Annotated in this window: 15 protein-coding genes; 6 read left to right on the top strand and 9 right to left on the bottom strand. The window is 60.9% G+C overall.

What is annotated here, in order from left to right; all coding sequences use genetic code 11:
* Positions 1–66: 66 nt before the first annotated feature.
* From mksF to mksB, 3 genes are read right to left on the bottom strand one after another with little or no spacing between them, the layout of a single operon-like run.
* Entirely contained in the window at positions 67–2,907 is a 2,841-nt protein-coding gene (mksF, locus tag AB4N82_RS06480) for an Mks condensin complex protein MksF (RefSeq protein WP_032886031.1), read from the bottom strand.
* The gene (mksE, locus tag AB4N82_RS06475) at positions 2,904–3,611 is read right to left on the bottom strand and encodes an Mks condensin complex protein MksE (RefSeq protein ID WP_099601901.1); all 708 of its coding nucleotides are present in this window, start codon (positions 3,609–3,611) and stop codon (positions 2,904–2,906) included. Before mksE ends, mksF begins: the two co-directional genes overlap by 4 nt.
* Positions 3,601–4,878 (bottom strand): Mks condensin complex protein MksB, encoded by a 1,278-nt coding sequence (mksB, locus tag AB4N82_RS06470; RefSeq protein ID WP_032886033.1) that lies wholly within the window; start codon positions 4,876–4,878, stop codon positions 3,601–3,603. The genes mksE and mksB overlap by 11 nt, the downstream gene beginning before the upstream one ends.
* 187 nt (positions 4,879–5,065) lie before the next feature.
* On the opposite strand from mksB, the gene AB4N82_RS06465 reads away from it, so the two are divergent.
* On the top strand, positions 5,066–5,809 hold the full coding sequence (locus AB4N82_RS06465; protein ID WP_050442822.1) for a hypothetical protein: 744 nt from the start codon (positions 5,066–5,068) through the stop codon (positions 5,807–5,809).
* Complete coding sequence (rimI, locus tag AB4N82_RS06460; RefSeq protein WP_032886035.1) at positions 5,802–6,254, top strand: ribosomal protein S18-alanine N-acetyltransferase; 453 nt, start codon at positions 5,802–5,804, stop codon at positions 6,252–6,254. The genes AB4N82_RS06465 and rimI overlap by 8 nt, the downstream gene beginning before the upstream one ends.
* 72 nt (positions 6,255–6,326) lie before the next feature.
* Here rimI and AB4N82_RS06455 read toward each other — a convergent pair whose 3' ends face one another.
* The gene (locus tag AB4N82_RS06455) at positions 6,327–6,731 is read right to left on the bottom strand and encodes a serine kinase/phosphatase (RefSeq protein WP_099601902.1); all 405 of its coding nucleotides are present in this window, start codon (positions 6,729–6,731) and stop codon (positions 6,327–6,329) included.
* Positions 6,732–6,870: 139 nt separating this feature from the next.
* On the opposite strand from AB4N82_RS06455, the gene can reads away from it, so the two are divergent.
* Entirely contained in the window at positions 6,871–7,515 is a 645-nt protein-coding gene (can, locus tag AB4N82_RS06450) for a carbonate dehydratase (RefSeq protein ID WP_003188288.1), read from the top strand.
* Here can and AB4N82_RS06445 read toward each other — a convergent pair.
* The 5 genes from AB4N82_RS06445 to AB4N82_RS06425 all read right to left on the bottom strand — a co-directional run bounded on the left by AB4N82_RS06445 (position 7,512) and on the right by AB4N82_RS06425 (position 13,129).
* A complete protein-coding gene (locus AB4N82_RS06445; protein ID WP_122752353.1) occupies positions 7,512–8,036 on the bottom strand; it encodes an SET domain-containing protein-lysine N-methyltransferase in 525 nt (174 codons plus the stop codon). The two genes, can and AB4N82_RS06445, sit on opposite strands and share 4 nt — an antisense overlap.
* A gap of 149 nt (positions 8,037–8,185) precedes the next feature.
* The gene (locus AB4N82_RS06440) at positions 8,186–9,355 is read right to left on the bottom strand and encodes a hypothetical protein (protein ID WP_122764702.1); all 1,170 of its coding nucleotides are present in this window, start codon (positions 9,353–9,355) and stop codon (positions 8,186–8,188) included.
* A 121-nt stretch (positions 9,356–9,476) separates the two neighbouring features.
* Positions 9,477–11,177 carry an acid phosphatase gene (gene acpA, locus AB4N82_RS06435; protein WP_122680426.1) on the bottom strand — a complete coding sequence of 567 codons (1,701 nt, stop codon included), beginning with the start codon at positions 11,175–11,177 and terminating at the stop codon, positions 9,477–9,479.
* Between the two features lie 82 nt (positions 11,178–11,259).
* Positions 11,260–11,580 (bottom strand): hypothetical protein, encoded by a 321-nt coding sequence (locus AB4N82_RS06430; protein WP_032886041.1) that lies wholly within the window; start codon positions 11,578–11,580, stop codon positions 11,260–11,262.
* Between the two features lie 130 nt (positions 11,581–11,710).
* Entirely contained in the window at positions 11,711–13,129 is a 1,419-nt protein-coding gene (locus AB4N82_RS06425) for a short-chain fatty acid transporter (protein WP_032886043.1), read from the bottom strand.
* 185 nt (positions 13,130–13,314) lie between these two features.
* On the opposite strand from AB4N82_RS06425, the gene AB4N82_RS06420 reads away from it, so the two are divergent.
* The 3 genes from AB4N82_RS06420 to AB4N82_RS06410 all read left to right on the top strand — a co-directional run bounded on the left by AB4N82_RS06420 (position 13,315) and on the right by AB4N82_RS06410 (position 17,135).
* Positions 13,315–14,604, top strand: coding sequence for an MFS transporter (locus AB4N82_RS06420; protein ID WP_460104711.1), 1,290 nt, complete (start codon positions 13,315–13,317; stop codon positions 14,602–14,604).
* Between the two features lie 185 nt (positions 14,605–14,789).
* Positions 14,790–16,010, top strand: coding sequence for a TolC family protein (locus AB4N82_RS06415; protein WP_122752356.1), 1,221 nt, complete (start codon positions 14,790–14,792; stop codon positions 16,008–16,010).
* Between the two features lie 18 nt (positions 16,011–16,028).
* Positions 16,029–17,135, top strand: a complete 1,107-nt coding sequence (locus tag AB4N82_RS06410; RefSeq protein WP_122752357.1) for an efflux RND transporter periplasmic adaptor subunit — start codon at positions 16,029–16,031, stop codon at positions 17,133–17,135.
* The last annotated feature ends 5 nt before the right edge of the window (positions 17,136–17,140 follow it).

Here is a 17,140-nt window from a genome sequence, read left to right as displayed (position 1 = left end):
AAACCTGCCCTAAAAAAAGGCCGCGATCCATAAGATCGCGGCCTTTTTGCATTTCAGCGCAACACGTCAGACCTCATCCAACTCCGGCTCATCCGCCTGCGCATTCACCGTCGCCTTGACTGCGTCATGGCGACGGATGTACTTCCAGTCCGCCTCATCGATGTAGATCCCGTTCGGCCCGCTGCCGCCTTCCAGGTCGATTGCCACCTGGGCAGACACCTGCGGCTTCACACTGGCCAGGATCGGCACGAAGCCCAGCTGCAAGCTGGTTTCCAGCAATGCGGCCTGGTTCTTTTCATCGATGTCCGCTGCTTCATCAAGGTAATACGGCAAGCGCACACGCCCGGCCTGGTCGCGGTCCATCAAGTGCAGCAACAAATACATGTTGGTCAGCGCCTTGATGGTCATGGTGGTGCCGTTGGATGCTGCACCGTCGATGTCGGTGTGAATCACCGGCTGGCCATGCACCTTGGTGATCTCGAAAGCCAGCTCGAACAGATCCTTGAGGCCCAGTTGGTTATGGTTAGCCGCCACCAGGCGTGCGAGGTATTCCTTGGCCTCTTCGTTCTTGTTGTCTTGCTCGGCGCTCTGGCTGAGGTCGAAGACCGACAAGGTTTCACCTTCCTCGTACTGACCCGCGCTGTGGATGATCTGGTCGATATGCTTGAGGGCTTCCTTATTCGGCGCCAGCACGATACGGAAGCTTTGCAGGTTGGACACCTGGCGCTTGTTGATCTCGCGGTTGAACAGCGCCAGTTGGTGCTCAAGGCTGTCGTAGTCGCTACGGATGTTACGCAAGGTCCGCGCGATATCAGTGACCGCCGCACGGCGTGCCTTGCCGAGGGTCAGCGCCTCATCGGTGCGGTGCGCATAGGCATTGATCAACAGTTGCAGGCGACGCTCGACATCATCCTCGCTGTCGAACTTGGCGACGCCCTTGAGGCGCACCTGCGCATACAGCGCCTCGATTTGGCCATCAGCGCGCAGCAGACCTTGCCAACTGTCCTGATAGTCGTTGAGCAATGGCAACAGGTTGTCCATGGAGTCGTCGACCGGATCCATGAACGGCGTACCGAACGGCAAGTCCGCCGGCAGCAACTGACGACGGCGTAAGGCGTCATCAAGCGTACGCTGTTTGGCTTCCATATCACCGATCTGCCGACCGACCAGTTGGAGCTTGGCCGACAGTTGCTGAACGCGCTCGGTAAATGCATCACTGGACCGCTTCAATTCGTCCTGAGCGGCTTCCATCTGCGCCAGGTTTTCCAGCTTCTCGCCTTCTTCGGCGCTCAGGGTTTGCGCACGGCGGAAATCTTCCAAGGCTTTTTGCGCGTCCAGCACTTGCTGGTACAGCGCCTCGGTTTGGGTCTTGCTCGCCGCGCGGTCGGAAGTTACAGCCTGCTGCGTCTTGAGCTGCTTGAGTTCTTTTTCCAAGCGCTCTTTCTGGTCGCGCAATGCGGCGCGATCTGCCAGGGCCTGCAACGCCGGTGGTTCGATGTGCGAGATGTCGATGGACAGCCCCGGCACTTCGAAACGCTCGCCCTTGAAGCCATCGAGGATCTGCTCCAGGGATTTGACCCACTGGCCGTCCTCATCCAGCGTGATGCCGTGTTCACCCAACGGGAGGCTGAACAACGAACTGTTGAACAGACGCATCAGACGCTCGACATCCTGCTGTGAGAATTCTTCCCGCAGCTTGGCGTAGCTGTTGTTGTCTGCGTGATCAAGCTGCTGCTTGACCGACTTCAAACGCTTTTCCAGATCCCGCAGACGCTCGTCCAAATCCTCGGCACTGAACTGGCGTGACTGCGCCAAAGCGCCGGCCAGTTCATCGTGAGCATCCTTGGCCGCCAGCAGTTGTTGCTCCAGGACCTTCACGTCATCCACCAGGGCAAAGCGATGCTTGAGCACCGACAGCTCGCCCAACCAACGCTGGATGCCGCTGATCTCACGCTCCAGGCGCATCAGCTCTTGGGTGCCGCCACGCTGGTCGTTCTGCAGCGCGTCCTGCTCGTTGCGATAGTGTTCGGCCTGGATCGTCAGCTCTTCCTTACGTGCACTGGCGTAGTCCGACCAGGTGCCCAGCAACGAGTCGAGCAATGGCGACAGGCGATGCAGTTTGCCGCGCAATGTGTCGCGCTGCCGAACGCCATTGGCCAGTGCCTCGACCAACGGGCCGGCTGCGACCAGGGAGTTGTAATCCTGTTCCATACGTCGCACATCGCGGAAGGCTTCTTCGCACGCGGCGATGTAGTCCACACTGCCGGAACGCAGGCTGTGTTCGAAGGCATCGAGGAACAATTGCTTGAGCTTGGCCGCCGTGATTTCGCGCATATGCAGCAAGTTGATAAACAGCGCGCGGAAGGTCTTCAGACTCTGTTCGCTGGTGGAACGCAGCGGGATCAGCGTCAGGTCCAGGGGGATCGACGTGTGGCCGCCCACCAGCAAACGGCGCAGTTCATCCGGCTTGAGTTCGTAGGCTTTCAGACCCTCGCGCTCAAGGTTGGTAAACAGTTCTTTCTGACGCAGGCACGTGTCGTTCTTTTGGTAGTGAGCCAGGTCCAGCTTGCCCGCATAAGCGAAGAACTGGTGACCGAAACCGCCACCCGGGCCGCGTCCTACCACACCGATCACGTGCGGACCGTGGGGCAGGGACACTTCCACCAGGATGTAGCTGGTGTCGGTTGCAAAGTAGAAACGGCGCGATTGCTCCAACGTGTACTTGCCGAAACTCATGTCCGACATGCGCGCCAGGATCGGGAACTGCAAGGCGTTGATCGATGCGGATTTACCCAGGTTGTTCGCGCCATACACCGATAGCGGCTCTTCCAGGGGGAACAAACCGAGGCTGTAACCGGCGGTGTTCAATAGGGCGAAGCGGCGGATGCCGTAGCGTTCCTTGCTCATGCGTCGGTCTCCTGTTCTTCGGCAATGGCACGGGCCAGTGCGTCTTCTTCGCTTTCTTCTGCGAAGTCGCTTAGGTCCAGCGGATCATCGGTTTTCAGCAGTTTTTCATCGCTGTCTTCGTCGATGATCACTGGCGCCGGCAATGGCAATACGCTGTGCACGCTGGCGGCGAGGTCGCGGTCTTGTTGCACCGACAGGCACACGTCGAGGAAGCGGTGCATCGGCGGCAGGAAGCGATAGATGCCGTTGTCTTCGCTGGCAAAACCCAACTGAGTCATGCGGCGCATGATTTTTTCTTCGAGTTCTTCCTGGGTCTGCACTTCGGCCTGGATAAACAGGTCGCGGTATTTTTCCAGCAGCGACGGCAACTCATCCCGTCCAAGGCTGCCGCCGTCGAGCACGGCGATCGGATCGCGGCCCTGGTCGGCCAAGTGCTCGACGATGATGAAGGTGAACAGCGCCAGGCGCTGCGCGGTCTTGTTGACCTGTGCGCTGGTGATCGCCGAGTCCGGCACGAAGTAGTAGAAGCCTCGTGTATCGCAGACCAGCTCAAAACCCAGCGCCCGGAACAGCGTGCGGTACTGGTCCTGGAAGTTTGACAGTTGCGCGTACAGCTCCGGGTCGCGGCGGCTGACGTGGTAACCCTTGAACAGCTCGCGAAAGATCGGCGCCAGCTGGGACAGTTCGGATAGATCAAGATGCATAAGGGGTGCTCGCAGAATTCTCGGCGGAGTCGGTGCTGGCCGGGAGCAGGGCGAAGGAGCGCAGGCTGACCTGGTGCTCGTGTGTGTGGTAATCGCGGCGTTCCAGGCGTTCGCGCTTGAAGCGTTTTTCCCGCGAGAGCCGCGAGAACCAGTACAGCAATTCGTCGGTGGCGCCGTCCGGTTCCTGCTCCAGCAGCCAGTTCATCAGGTCCGGCATCGGCAGAGCATCTTCGCAACGCTCCAGCATTTCCTTGACCGTACGCGGCGCGCGTTGGGCTTCGCCCTTGTGGGATTTGTGCGCCTTGGGGAATCGCGCCGGTTTCGGCTCGAAATTCGCCAGGGCGTACACATAGGCCTCGACCTGGCTGGCACTGCCCAGGAAGGTGCTTTGCGGCCGGGTGAACATGGGCATCGCCGCCTGCGGCACAGCGTCCAGGCCTTTACGGCGGATGGCCGATAATGCCAGCGCGGCGCCACGGGTCACGGCGTTGTGCCGGCGTGCTTCCTCTCGTAGCGGCAACAGCAGCTCCCGCGCATGACGCAAGGTCAGTTGGGCACTGGTCTGCATTTCGAGGATGCGCGCGTGGGTGCGCAGCAGCATGTCGTCGTCCACCAGGTGGCCAAGGCGCTGCTGCTCGGTGAGCATGCGTAGCAGCACATTCTCGACCTTGCGCACGCCTTGCTCGAAGGCGCCGTCGGCGTTCACCAACTGGATCATCGGTTCGACGTATTCGTCCCAGGTCGCCAGGACTTCGGCGTAACGCTGGCGCAACGGGATCTGCCGGTCGCTGGTCTTGGCACGGTCGGCCACGGCCGCGAGGGCTTGTTCGTCGTTGGCGAGTTTTTTCAGCACATCCCGCACGCGCATATCCAGCAGGCGCAGTTGGCGGGCCAGGTCGTGACCATCGCGGATGTCGAAGGCGTCCTGGATATAACCGGCCAGGCGCTCAAGATGGCGCAGGTAAGCTTCGATTTCCAGGCACAGGCCAAGCCGGTGCTCCTTGCGAAGATACGCCAGGAAGTCGTGGATCTGCGCGTTGAGCTCGAAACGGTTCGGGCTCTTGGCGACAGGCACCAGGATATCCAAGCGAATCCACACGTCCAGCAGGCTAGTGATGTCCTGGGGCGTGCTGTCCAGTTGTTGGGCGGCCAGTTGTGCGCGCAGCTCGCTCAGGCTCAGGGTGCCTTGGTCGAAGTGTTCGCACAGTGGCTCAAGTAAGGCCCAGTGTTCGGCGAGGGCGCGCAGGACGCGCTTGGGTTCGATCATGGGAATGGCCGGCTGGTTGGCGATTAAAAGTCGCGATTGTACTGCATCAGGCGTGGGATTTATCCACAGCCGGTCAGTGCGCAGTGGGCGATTGTTACCGAACAGCGGTAGAATCCCCGCTCTTTACTTATCCACAAGTGGCCGAGCTGTGCTTATCGAGTCCCGACGTCGCGCTTACTTGACCGCCATGCAGGTGGTCAACTGGCTGCCCCGCACCGAACTGCCGTTTGCCGCGCCGTCGCGGCCCGAGTTGCTGCAGGCGCTTGAGCCTTATGACGCGTTCGAGACCTCTGGCGAGGAGGCCGCTGCACCGGTGGCAGTCGTCAAGCCAGAGCCGCAGGCGCGCCCGGCGGTCGAACGCACCAAGATCGAAGTGCCACGTCCGTCGCCGGTGGCCAAGCCCGTGGTCGCCGAAGCAGAAGCCCCGGTGGTCAAGGCCCCGGTAGTGCCGCCGCCGCGCTTTGCCCTGCAATTGCTGCGGGCCGGGCGCTGTCTGCTGTTGGTGGAATTGCCCACCGGTGAACGCTTCCAGACGCGCGACCCCGCCTACATGCTGCTCAAAGACATGCTGCGCGCTGCGGGTCTGCCTGACAGCCCGCAAATCGTCGGGGACCCGGTACGCTGGCCGCTGTTGGTACGCGGCACCATGGACCAAGGCCCTGAAGCGGCGCGGGACTTTGTGCAAGGCTTTGTCTCGGCGCGCCTGGAAGACGAACCCTGTGTCTGCCTGTGGCTGATCGGCCTCCCCGCCGTGCGGTTTGCCGGAGAGGCGAATGCCGAGTCCTGGTACCGCGAACTGCAGGTCGAGGGCCTGGGTTCTGTATGGGCCCTGCCGGGCCTGGAATTATTAATGGAAGAGCCACAGCGTAAGGCTGATGTCTGGCAAGCCATGCGCCGGCTGATGGCGCGCTGGAAAACAACCGATGAGTGAGGCTTTATCCTTCCGCCCGATGACCGAGGCTGACCTCGATGCCGTGCTGAAAATCGAATACGCGGCGTTCAGCCACCCCTGGACTCGCGGGATCTTTCTCGATGGGCTGGGCAAGTACCAGATCTGGCTGATGTTCGAAGGCGAGCAGCAAGTGGGCCACGGCGTAGTGCAGATCATCCTTGATGAGGCGCATTTGCTAAACATCACTGTCAAGCCGGAAAACCAGGGCCGTGGCCTGGGTTTGGCGTTGCTGGAGCACCTGATGTCCCGCGCTTATGCTGCCAAGGCGCGCGAATGCTTCCTGGAAGTTCGCGACAGCAATACCGGCGCGTTCCGTCTGTATGAGCGTTATGGGTTCAACGAGATTGGGCGTCGCCGGGACTACTACCCGGCTGTCGGCGGGCGCGAAGATGCGGTCGTCATGGCCTGCACCTTGGTCGATTAAACACGCGATCCAGTGTGGGAGAGGCAAGTCGAATCGTCTTACCGCCCCTCCCACATTTGGATTTGCGCAGTGTCAGCGGTTTCCGTCTACCGGGTCCAGATCAGCCAGCTCCGCTTCATCCAGGCCATTGCCGCCGCCAATTTCATCTTCATCCACAATGCTCAGGTCAAAATCTGCCGGGTTGTCTTCACCCGCCTCCCGGGCATCCCGTGCGCCATCTTCATGGATCAGGGTTTCCGGGCTCATATCGTCATCGGTCGGCTCGTGGTCATCCGTCGAAGCGCCAGTCAGACCGGCTTCACGTACCCGTTCGTCGGGCATCAGGTGTTCGCGTTCGCGGGGCGGGATTTCATCGCCGATTTCCGCCGTCGGCGCCTCATCGTCAAAATCCAGCTCGCGCATCGAGCCCATGCGATCTTCGTTGTCGTCAATCGGTTCGGGCTGTGTAGCGCCGTAGGGACGTCGTGATTCAGTCATGGCCAATCCTCATACTGTGGGGCTTATAGTGTGTGGACAGGCACGGCTCGCCAAAGATTCAAGCTAATTTGCGCATCGCGTGACCTGGACGAAAGGTCGTCAGTCACAAAACTGCGCATCATTCCTGAGGCTTTCCCTGATGAACGAACTACAAGACCTGCTTGATAACAATGAACGCTGGGCGGACGCGATCAAACAGGAAGATCCCGAATTCTTCGCCAAGCTCGCCCGCCAGCAAACCCCGGAATACCTGTGGATCGGCTGCTCCGACGCCCGCGTACCGGCCAACGAGATCGTCGGCATGCTGCCGGGTGATCTGTTCGTGCACCGCAACGTGGCCAACGTGGTGTTGCACACCGACCTCAACTGCCTGTCGGTGATCCAGTACGCGGTCGACGTGCTCAAGGTCAAACACATCCTTGTTACCGGCCACTATGGCTGTGGCGGTGTGCGTGCTTCGATGCAGGATCGCCAGTTCGGCCTGATCGACGGCTGGCTGCGCACCATTCGCGACTTGTATTACGAAAACCGCGACGTGCTGGCCCAATTGCCGACCGAAGAGGAACGCGTCGATCGCATGTGCGAGCTGAACGTGATTCAGCAGGTGGCCAACGTAGGCCACACCAGCATTGTGCAAAACGCCTGGCACCGGGGGCAAAGCCTGTCGATTCATGGTTGCATCTACGGCATCAAGGATGGCCGCTGGAAGAGTTTGAACACCACCATCAGTGGCTTCGAGCAACTACCGCCGCAATATCGCTTGCGGCCGTTGGGCGAAGCCTAAGTTCGTTTGCGCATTCTCCACTGCGCCATGAACGCTTGGCCTTCGGCGTTCAATGGCTCCTGGCTGCCAGTGATCCAGCCCCGGCAGTTCAGTTCGCCGCATTGGCAAGCGAACTGCCGGAACAGCACGTCCTCAGTGCTGGCGTAGTCCAGGGTCAGCCAGGCGCCGGCGGCGATAGGTTGCACGGTCCAGAGTTCCAGGTACGTCGTGTCGAAGAATACATTCGGATTGCAGGAGTGCCGCAACAGGCCGCAGAACCAGCAATCGTACAAGTGGATGCGCGGTGATAGCTGCAGCGTATGCGGGCGTCTCTCGCCCACGGCATAGCCGGAGACATGAGCAATGCGTATGCGGCTGTCAAAGGCTGTGCGCGCCTTGACCCCGCCTTCCATGTCATTTGCGGTGCTTACGACTTTGAAATGCTCGGACGAGGGGTAGCCTTGCTCAATTCGCAGCGTCTTGAACGGATATAAGCATTCAGTCACAGCAGTTCTAGCCTTGTCCATGGCCTGAGTTTTCATAACTCTCCTTGGTTAGGCTGCATCGACCTGCGGGTGGTGTCTGACTACCAGTCTTGCAGCGGATGGGCGCGGCTAAACATTCGCTTAAGTTGGATCCGATTTCTACTGTCAAATCTGACAGTAGAAATCGGATCTTTTTTTCGTGGGATTTACAACGCAGGTTCCGTGTTGAAGGGGGCAGGAGCGGCGTTCCTCAATTGTTTCAACTGAGTTTTTATTGCTGGCGTTGCACATTTGGCATTGGCTTGCTCCTGGCTCAGTTTGCGCACCGAGGTGTAGAACAATTCACAGGTCTGTTCTTTGCGCGTGACCTGCCAGGTATTCATGCAGGCCTTAAGCAGCACATTCGGATCGCTCGCCGGTTTCTGGCCCATCCCGGCCTGCCAGCAGGCGGCGCTAAGGTCCTGGCCCATCACCTTCAAGCCCGCCTCGTCGGCCTTTTGCTCATCGCCGTCATAAGATTCGGGGTCGGCTGCATACCAGATGTAGCTGGGATGGTTGGCACCCAGTACTGAAACGCTTTTGCCCTCGGCCGGGCTTATCTGCGCCAGCCCGAGCACATTCACGGTTTGCCCGTATTGCTGCTTGATCCAACTACGCACCGGTGCCCCGAACGCCACCATCGGCAACGAGCCGTCGGGCTGGAGGCTCAGTTCCTTGACCATGCGGGTTTGATAATCGGTGAAGTAGCTGTAGACGCCCTCCAGCTCTTTGCCCGCCGTGGACGGTGCGGCGATGGGGGCGATGTCGATCATGGTCTGGTAGGCCGGGGTTTCGGCGGCCGGCACCCCGTTGTCGGTGAGCAAGTCGGCCCAGCGATCCGTGGTTTTCGATTCCAGGTAATCCTGTGCCTGAGTGAGTGAGTAGTCCGGCGGGAAGTGCATCAACTCGATGCTTTTGCGGTTTTCCAACGCCATGCCCAACGGCAGGAACAGGTACCAGTTAAATGCCCATTTACCGTCGCTGTTGAGCTTGCTGGCGCCTTGGTAGGCGAGGTCGGCGGTATTGAGCAGTGCCGTCAGGGGCTGGCCATAACTGTCAGGTACGCCGCTGAAGGTCGCGGCCACCTGGCCATCATGGACTTTGACGCTGACCTTGGCCCGGCTGTAGCCGTCGCGCTGCACGCTCTGGTTCAGGTAGTGCTCGACGGTCTGCTCCAGCGTCCAAGGCCGAAAGCAGATGACGTTGCAGTTGTTGGGGTAAGCGAACAACTGAGTGACACGCTGCGTGCTGCCCAGCGGTACTTCGATATCGGCTTGAACGACCGCACTGGCCATCAGTGCGGCCAGGGTCAAATACAGCCTGGTCGATGTAAGCATAGTTGGTTCCTTGTCAGCGAAAGCCCGTCTGCGCGGGATGAAAGCCCACCTCCTCACAGTAGCGGCTGACCAGGAAAACCGCGTGCTAAATCGCTGGGCGTGTCGCTATTGGATAAGCGTCCTACACGTTGAACTGCAACGCGTTGCTCAAATCGCCCATGGGCTTCTGACCACGGGCGATCATTGCATCATCGCGCTGTTTGAGACCGTCCAGCGTCTCCAATTGGAAGACTCGGGTGATCAATCGCAGGATTGATGCGGTGTCGTATACCGTATGGTCCACCGTGCCTTTACGTGCGAACGGCGATACCACCAGCGCCGGAACCCGCGTGCCAGGGCCCCAGCGATCACCCTTAGGCGGTGCGACGTGGTCCCACCAGCCGCCGTTTTCATCGACGGTGACGACCACCACCATGTTTTTCCACTGGGGGCTTTCCTGCAGTACCTTCAAGGCGCGGGCAATATGGCGATCGCCCGAGGCCACGTCGGCGTAACCAGCGTGCATGTTCAGGTTGCCCTGGGGTTTATAGAACGTCACCGCCGGCAGCTTGCCGGCCTGGGCATCGGCGAAAAACTTGTTGGTGCTGGACTCATCACCCAATCCCCCATCGCGCAGGCGCTTGTCGCGCTCGGCACGGTTCTCGGGGCCCTGTTTTTTGAAGTAGTTGAACGGCTGGTGGTGGTATTGGAAATTCGGGATTTTCGGAATACCTCCCGAATCCTTGAACTGATCCAGCGTCGCTTGCCAGGCTCCGGCGTACCAAGCCCAGTCGACGTTTTTTTTCGACAGCTTGTCGCCGATGTGCTCGTGGGTCTGTGGCACCAGCACGTTGGGCAGGTCGGGCTTGGAATAGTCCGGATTCTGCGGGTCGCGAATCCAGGTCGGCCAGTAGGGCGGGGCCAAGGTATTGACTGCGTAACCGTCCGGCGTCAGCGCGCTGGGGCCGAATTGCGGTGGACCGGTCATGGCGCTTGCTGGAGATTTTTCCAGCGGTTTGAGGCGCGTGTCGGTGGGGTCATCGCTTTGCAGCGTGGCGATCTGCGCCTTGGCCACCGACGCTGCTGCGTTCGGATACACCGGCGCCGTAGCGCTGATCAGGTATTGATGGTTAAGGAATGAACCGCCGAATGCGCCCTGGAAGAAGTTATCGCAGAGCACAAACTCCTTGGCCACGTCCCACAGGCGCAGGGAATAGCGGCTTTGGGCGTAACGGCCCATCACCAGCCCGCCGGAGTCCGCCCAGGCAACGAAGCCATCGTTCTTGCCGCCGTTAATCTGCATCTGGTTCTGGTAAAACACATGCCACAAGTCGCGGGTGACCAGGCTCAAGGGCAGGTCCTCGCCACTCGGGCCCTTGAGGTCGAAAGGGGCGTTGGGCAGGTTTTCCTGGAATTGCACTTCGCTGGGGTAGGTCACCCCGTCCACGGTTTGCGGGCCGACTTGCAGCACACCGCCCCAGGCCGGTGGCAGGGTGGTCAACAGGCTGCCGTCGCGGTCGCGTTGCTGAGTATCGGTCGCGGAAAGCGCGGAGAGCGGTTTCTCGACACCTGGGAAATCCGCAAACAGATTGTTGAAACTGCGGTTCTCGGCATAGATCACTACCACGGTTTTCACTTGGTCGTGCAAGGCCTTGTCCAGCTCTTGAGGTGTGAGCGGTCGCGCTACCGGTTTTCCGGGCGCTTCGCTGGTGTTGCCGCAGGCACTCAAGGTCGCACCCACCCCCAACACCGCCGCACCACCCAGGAAACGCCGGCGGCTGCTGTCTACAGATGGTTGGGGGATGGAATCAGGGGAAGGGCGGTCTTCGTGCTCGTCACTCATTGCGGGAGTCCTTGCTGGCGAGTTGTTGCAAGATATTTCGCAGGACGGTAGCAACGCAATATGACGGAACGAAGACAGGCGCTTAAAGCAGCCGCAGCGCCAACTGGCTGCCGGCACGCAAGTACTCTACTTGGGCTGTTATCGCATCTTTTACGATGGCCTCGCCCGTGTCGGTCAGTTTGTCTTTCTTGGCGTCGATGACGCTGGTCTGCAGCAACTGCATGGCCACATCGATGGCTTTCTGGAAGGCCGTCACGTTGTTGTGCAGGCCGAACTCCTTGATAACAGCGTCCATGCGCCGATCGGCCTCGTCGCGCAGGGTCTTGTACTCGACGAACGATACGTTGTCGTCCTGGTAAATTTCGTTGAGCAGCGTTTCCAGGGTCTTGGATAGAGGGGTCATCGGATATTCCTTGGTCTAGTGTGAGGATTTATCCGGGTCAGGTTAATCAAGGGCGCGGGCAGGAGGAGTCAGGGGGTGTCGCCGCATGGCGTGGGACAACCCCTATGCGTTTCATCAGAAACGTCGTGACCTACGGCATCACTGGCGGCAAATACTTCAACGTTGTCCCCAATGCCCACAGCAAAAACAACACCAATGGTGTGTGCACCAGCAACTGCACAAACGAAAAGCCGATCAGATCCCGTGCCTTCAGCCCCAACACACCCAGCAGCGGCAACATATAGAACGGGTTGATCAAATTCGGCAGCGCTTCGGCTGCGTTGTAGATCTGCACCGCCCAGCCCAGGTGGTATTGCAGGTCATTGGCCACCTGCATCACGTACGGTGCTTCGATGATCCACTTGCCGCCGCCCGACGGAATAAAGAAGCCCAGCACCGCCGAGTACACGCCCATCAGCAGCGCGTAGGTGTCGTGGGACGCGATGGAGGTGAAGAAGGTCGAGATATGGTGCGCCAGGGTCTGGCCGTCGCCGCCTTTAACCACCGTCATCAGTGCCGCAATCGAGCCGTACAGCGGAAATTGAATCAGCACCCCAGTGGTGGTCGGCACTGCGCGCGCCACGGCATCCAGGAAGCTTCGCGGGCGCCAGTGCAGCAGGGCGCCGGCCATGATGAACAGGAAGTTGTAGGTGTTGAGTCCCGAGATGGCGCTGATCGCCGGTTTGGTCGAAAACTCATGGAACAGCCAACCGGCCGCCAGCAGCGCCAGCAAGATGGTCAGCAGCGGGCTGTGTTCCAGCCATTCGCCAGGCCGGGTCGGTGCTTGCGGCTTGGGCAGGTTGAAGGCTGGGTCGACGCCGCAGGCCTTGGCGTCACGGGCACTGTTCGGGCCGGGCGCGGTGGCGTAGGCGATGATCAGCGACACCACGATCAGCGCCAATAACAGCACGCCGGATTGCCACAGGAAGATGGTCTCGGTAAACGGGATCATCCCGGTGATCGACAGGATCGACGGCGGCAAGCTGGCCGGGTTGGCCTGCAATTGAGCGGCCGACGACGACAAGCCCAGTGCCCACACCGCGCCCAGGCCCAGATAGGCCGCAGCACCCGCGGCGCGGTAATCCATGCGCAGATCCGTACGCCGCGCCAGTGCCCTTACCAGCAAGCCGCCGAACACAAGGGACAGGCCCCAGTTGAGCAACGACGCGACCATGGAAATCAACGCCACCCAGGCCACGGCCGAACGGCCGTTCTTGGGGATGCGCGCCAGGCGGTCAATCAGTTTCACTGCCGGCGGCGAACTGGCGACCACGTAACCGCCGATCACTACGAAGGCCATCTGCATGGTGAACGGGATCAGGCTCCAGAACCCATCGCCAAACGCCTTGGCGGCCTCGGTGGGCGCAGCGCCCATGCCCAGGGTCGCCACAGCGACGATGATCACCGCGAGGGCTGCAAATACCCAGGAGTCAGGGAACCAGCGTTCGGCGAAGTTGGAGCAGCGCAGGGCAAATCGGGCATAGCGGCTTTCTTCGATAGCATCGGCCACGGGTCATACCTCTTGTATTTATTATGAGGGCGGCAGTTTTCGCGCATGTTCCTCCACGGCCATTGATATGGGAATGCAGTTATCTTCATCGATCCATGAGGAAAACAAATATATCTGCGGCGATTGCCATCCTTCGGCTCACCTCATAACCTGCACGCCATTTTGTTTGTCTGCCGAGCCTCTACATGACTGCCACCTTTTCCTCACAGGCGCAGCGTTTTTCCCGCTCCGACTACAAAACCCTGGGCCTGGCCGCCTTGGGCGGTGCCTTGGAAATCTACGATTTCATTATTTTCGTGTTTTTTGCGCTGACCCTCAGCCAACTGTTTTTCCCCCCGGAAATGCCCGAGTGGCTGCGCCTGCTGCAAAGCTTCGGCATCTTCGTCACCGGCTACCTGGCGCGCCCGTTGGGCGGGATCCTGATGGCGCATTTTGCTGACCACTTGGGGCGTAAGCGCGTGTTCAGCCTAAGCATCCTGATGATGGCGCTGCCGTGCCTGCTGATCGGGATTATGCCGACCTACGCGCAAATCGGTTATTTCGCCCCGCTGATCCTGCTGGCGCTGCGCGTGCTGCAAGGCGCGGCGGTGGGCGGTGAAGTGCCCAGTGCCTGGACCTTCGTCGCCGAGCACGCACCGCGCAATCACCGTGGGTATGCGTTGGGCTTCCTGCAAGCTGGCCTGACCTTCGGTTACCTGCTCGGTGCCTTGACGGCCACGCTGCTGGCGCAAGTCTTCACCCCGGCCGAAATCCTCGATTACGCCTGGCGTTTCCCGTTCCTGCTCGGCGGTGTGTTCGGCGTGATCGGCGTATGGCTGCGCCGCTGGCTCAGCGAAACCCCGGTGTTCCTCGAAATGCAGGCCCGCCGCCAAGCCGCTGCCGAACTGCCCCTGCGCACCGTACTGCGCGACCACCGCGCCGTATTGTTGCCGGCGATGATCCTCACTTGTGTGCTCACCTCTGCGGTGGTGGTCCTTGTCGTCATCACCCCGACCATGATGCAAAAAACCTTCGGCATGAGCCCCAGCCACACCTTCGCCCTGAGCGCCTTGGGCATCGTGTTCCTGAACATCGGCTGCGTCCTCGCCGGCCTGCTGGTGGACCGCATCGGCGCCTGGCGCGCGGTGCTGGTTTACAGCCTGTTGCTGCCAATGGGCATCGCGGTGTTGTACGCCAGCCTGATCAATGGCGGCGTGTGGCTGGGCGCGGCGTACGCCTTGGCGGGCTTGAGCTGCGGCGTGGTGGGCGCGGTGCCGTCGGTGATGGTCGGGCTGTTTCCGGCGCAGGTGCGGGCGTCGGGGATTTCCTTTACCTACAACATTGCCTACGCGCTGTGGGCGAGCACCACACCGCTGATGCTGATCGCGTTAATGCCTACCAGCCCATGGATTTGCGTGGGGTATTGCGTGGTGATGGGGGCGGTGGGGGTGGCGAGTGTGGCGCTGTTTGGCAAGCGTCACACGTTAGCCGCGTGAAGATCAGCTAGGAACGTGCCCGAGCACTGATCAACCTGGTCACTGAAACGGTCGTTTGCAGCGTCAACGAAAAAGCCCGCCCCAGAGCCCTTGCTGTCGATTTTGTAATCTTTGCTCCACCGACCTGATAAGTCGCGAGCGCTACATTGCCAGCGCTTGGACTTCATGGCCGTGGAACTCTCGTTATGGCAATTTCCGTTAAAAAACTGATGGGGGCGACAGTGTTGTGGTTGGCTGCAAACGCGGCCCTGGCGCAACCCCTGACCCTCGATAGCGCCCTGCAAAACGCCTTCGCCAACAACCCGGACCTGGCCGCTGCGCAGTGGGAAATTGACATCGCTGCGGGTGGTCGCCAACAGGCTGGGCTGATCCCCAATCCGGTCGCTTCCTGGGACGCCGAAGACACTCGCCGCGACTCACGCACCACCACCGTCAAGCTCAGCCAGACTCTGGAACTGGGCGGCAAGCGCGGTGCACGCATCGATGTCGCTTCCCGTACTCAGGACGCCGCCGCGCTGACCCTGGAACAGCGCCGCAACAGCCTGCGCACTGACGTGATCGACAGCTATTACGCGGCCCTTCGCGCCCAGGAGCGGCTCGATCTGGCGCAACGCTCCCTGGCCTTGGCCGAGCGTGGTCTGGTGATCGCCAATGGTCGCGTCACCGCAGGCAAGTCGTCTCCGGTGGAAGCCACGCGCGCGCAAGTGCAGTTGTCGGAAATCCGCCTGGAATTCAACCGCGCACAGATCGGCCTTACCGACGCCTATCGCCGCCTGGCCGCCAGCACGGGCAGCGCCAGCGCCGACTTCGCGTCCGTCGCCCCGCCAAGTCAATCCACACCCGCGTTGCCGCCCGCTGCGCAATTGCTGGCGCGCCTTGAGCAAACCACCGAGCTGCGCCTGGCCGAACTGCAGATCCTGCAGAACGAGGCCAATGTGGGCCTGGAGAAAGCCCAGCGGATTCCCGACCTCGATGTGTCCATCGGCAGCCAATACGACGCCAGCGTGCGCGAGCGCGTGAACCTGGTGGGGGTGTCGATGCCGATCCCGCTGTTCAACCGCAACCAGGGCAACGTGCTTGCCGCCACCCGCCGCGCTGATCAGGCCCGCGATCTGCGCAATGCCGCCGAACTTCGCCTGCGCACCGAAACCCGCCAGGCCCTCGGCCTGTGGCAAGCCGCCAATAACGAGGTGCGCGCGTTCAACCAGCAGATCCTGCCCGCCGCCCAAAGCGCGGTAGACGCCGCCACCCGTGGCTTCGAGATGGGCAAGTTCAACTTCCTCGACGTGCTCGACGCCCAGCGCACCCTGATTGCGGCACGCACCCAATACCTGACGGCCACCTCCCAGGCCACCGACGCCTGGCTGCGCATCGAGCGGATTTACGGCGACCTCGCCCGGTTCTGATTTTTTCTGGAGTCCCCTATGAATAGAAAACACGGCGTGGCGCTTGCCGTCGCCTTGGGCCTGATGCTGTCCAGCCTGGCAAATGCCGAGGAAGAAGAAGGCGCACTCGAACTCACCGTGCAGCAAATCGAGGCCGCCGGCATTCAACTTGCCCAGGCCCAACCCAGGCCGATCAGTACTTTGCTGACGCTGCCGGGAGAAGTGCGGTTTGACGAAGACCGCACCTCGCACATCGTCCCGCGTGCTGCCGGGGTTGTGGAGTCGGTGAAGGTCAATCTCGGTCAATCAGTGAAGGCGGGCGAGTTGCTGGCGGTGATCGCCAGCCAGCAGATTTCTGACCAGCGCAGCGAGCTGGCTGCCAGCGAGCGCCGGGTGGAACTGGCGCGTACGACCTTCCAGCGTGAGCGCCAGTTATGGCAGGACAAGATCTCCGCCGAGCAGGATTACCTGCTGGCGCGCCAGTCCCTGCAAGAGGCCGAAATCGCGCTGAACAATGCCCGCCAGAAGATGACCGCCCTCAGCGGCAGTGCGGTGTTGGTCGGCGGCAATCGTTATGAGCTGCGTGCGCCGTTTGCCGGTGTGGTGGTTGAAAAACACCTCGGTGTTGGCGAGGTCGTGAGCGAAACCAGTAACGCCTTTACCCTCTCGGACTTGTCCCAGGTGTGGGTCACCTTCGGCGTGTTTCCCAAGGACTTGAACAAGGTTCGCATCGGCAAACCGGTGACCGTCAGTTCCACGGAAATGGGTACCCACGTGCGCGGCACCGTGGCCTACGTCGGCAATCTACTCGGCGAGCAAACGCGCACCGCCACCGTGCGCGTGAGCGTGCCCAACCCTGACGATGCCTGGCGCCCTGGGCTGTTTGTCACGGTGCAACTGGCCACGGACACCGCCCAGGCCAAGGTCACCGTACCGCAGGAAGCGATCCAGACCGTCGAGGACAAACCCTCTGTGTTCGTGCGCACCCCGGACGGTTTTATCACTCGCCATCTTGAACTGGGTGTCAGAGAAAACGGCTACGTCGAAGTGCGCCAGGGGCTGGACGCCGGCGAGCAGGTGGCCACGGTCGGCAGCTTCATCCTCAAGTCCGAACTGGGCAAAGGCTCGGCCGAGCACGCCCATTGATCCTG

Source organism: Pseudomonas sp. H1_D04, assembly GCF_054683855.1.
This window is presented reverse-complemented; position numbering and strand designations above follow the sequence as displayed.

Bases quoted from the DNA above. Each gene is read 5' to 3' on its own strand.
- mksF (WP_032886031.1), bottom strand. From the start codon at position 2,907: ATGAGCAAGGAACGCTACGGCATCCGCCGCTTCGCCCTATTGAACACC.
- mksE (WP_099601901.1), bottom strand. From the start codon at position 3,611: ATGCATCTTGATCTATCCGAACTGTCCCAGCTGGCGCCGATCTTTCGC.
- mksB (WP_032886033.1), bottom strand. From the start codon at position 4,878: ATGATCGAACCCAAGCGCGTCCTGCGCGCCCTCGCCGAACACTGGGCC.
- AB4N82_RS06465 (WP_050442822.1), top strand. From the start codon at position 5,066: ATGCAGGTGGTCAACTGGCTGCCCCGCACCGAACTGCCGTTTGCCGCG.
- rimI (WP_032886035.1), top strand. From the start codon at position 5,802: ATGAGTGAGGCTTTATCCTTCCGCCCGATGACCGAGGCTGACCTCGAT.
- AB4N82_RS06455 (WP_099601902.1), bottom strand. From the start codon at position 6,731: ATGACTGAATCACGACGTCCCTACGGCGCTACACAGCCCGAACCGATT.
- can (WP_003188288.1), top strand. From the start codon at position 6,871: ATGAACGAACTACAAGACCTGCTTGATAACAATGAACGCTGGGCGGAC.
- AB4N82_RS06445 (WP_122752353.1), bottom strand. From the start codon at position 8,036: ATGAAAACTCAGGCCATGGACAAGGCTAGAACTGCTGTGACTGAATGC.
- AB4N82_RS06440 (WP_122764702.1), bottom strand. From the start codon at position 9,355: ATGCTTACATCGACCAGGCTGTATTTGACCCTGGCCGCACTGATGGCC.
- acpA (WP_122680426.1), bottom strand. From the start codon at position 11,177: ATGAGTGACGAGCACGAAGACCGCCCTTCCCCTGATTCCATCCCCCAA.
- AB4N82_RS06430 (WP_032886041.1), bottom strand. From the start codon at position 11,580: ATGACCCCTCTATCCAAGACCCTGGAAACGCTGCTCAACGAAATTTAC.
- AB4N82_RS06420 (WP_460104711.1), top strand. From the start codon at position 13,315: ATGACTGCCACCTTTTCCTCACAGGCGCAGCGTTTTTCCCGCTCCGAC.
- AB4N82_RS06415 (WP_122752356.1), top strand. From the start codon at position 14,790: ATGGCAATTTCCGTTAAAAAACTGATGGGGGCGACAGTGTTGTGGTTG.
- AB4N82_RS06410 (WP_122752357.1), top strand. From the start codon at position 16,029: ATGAATAGAAAACACGGCGTGGCGCTTGCCGTCGCCTTGGGCCTGATG.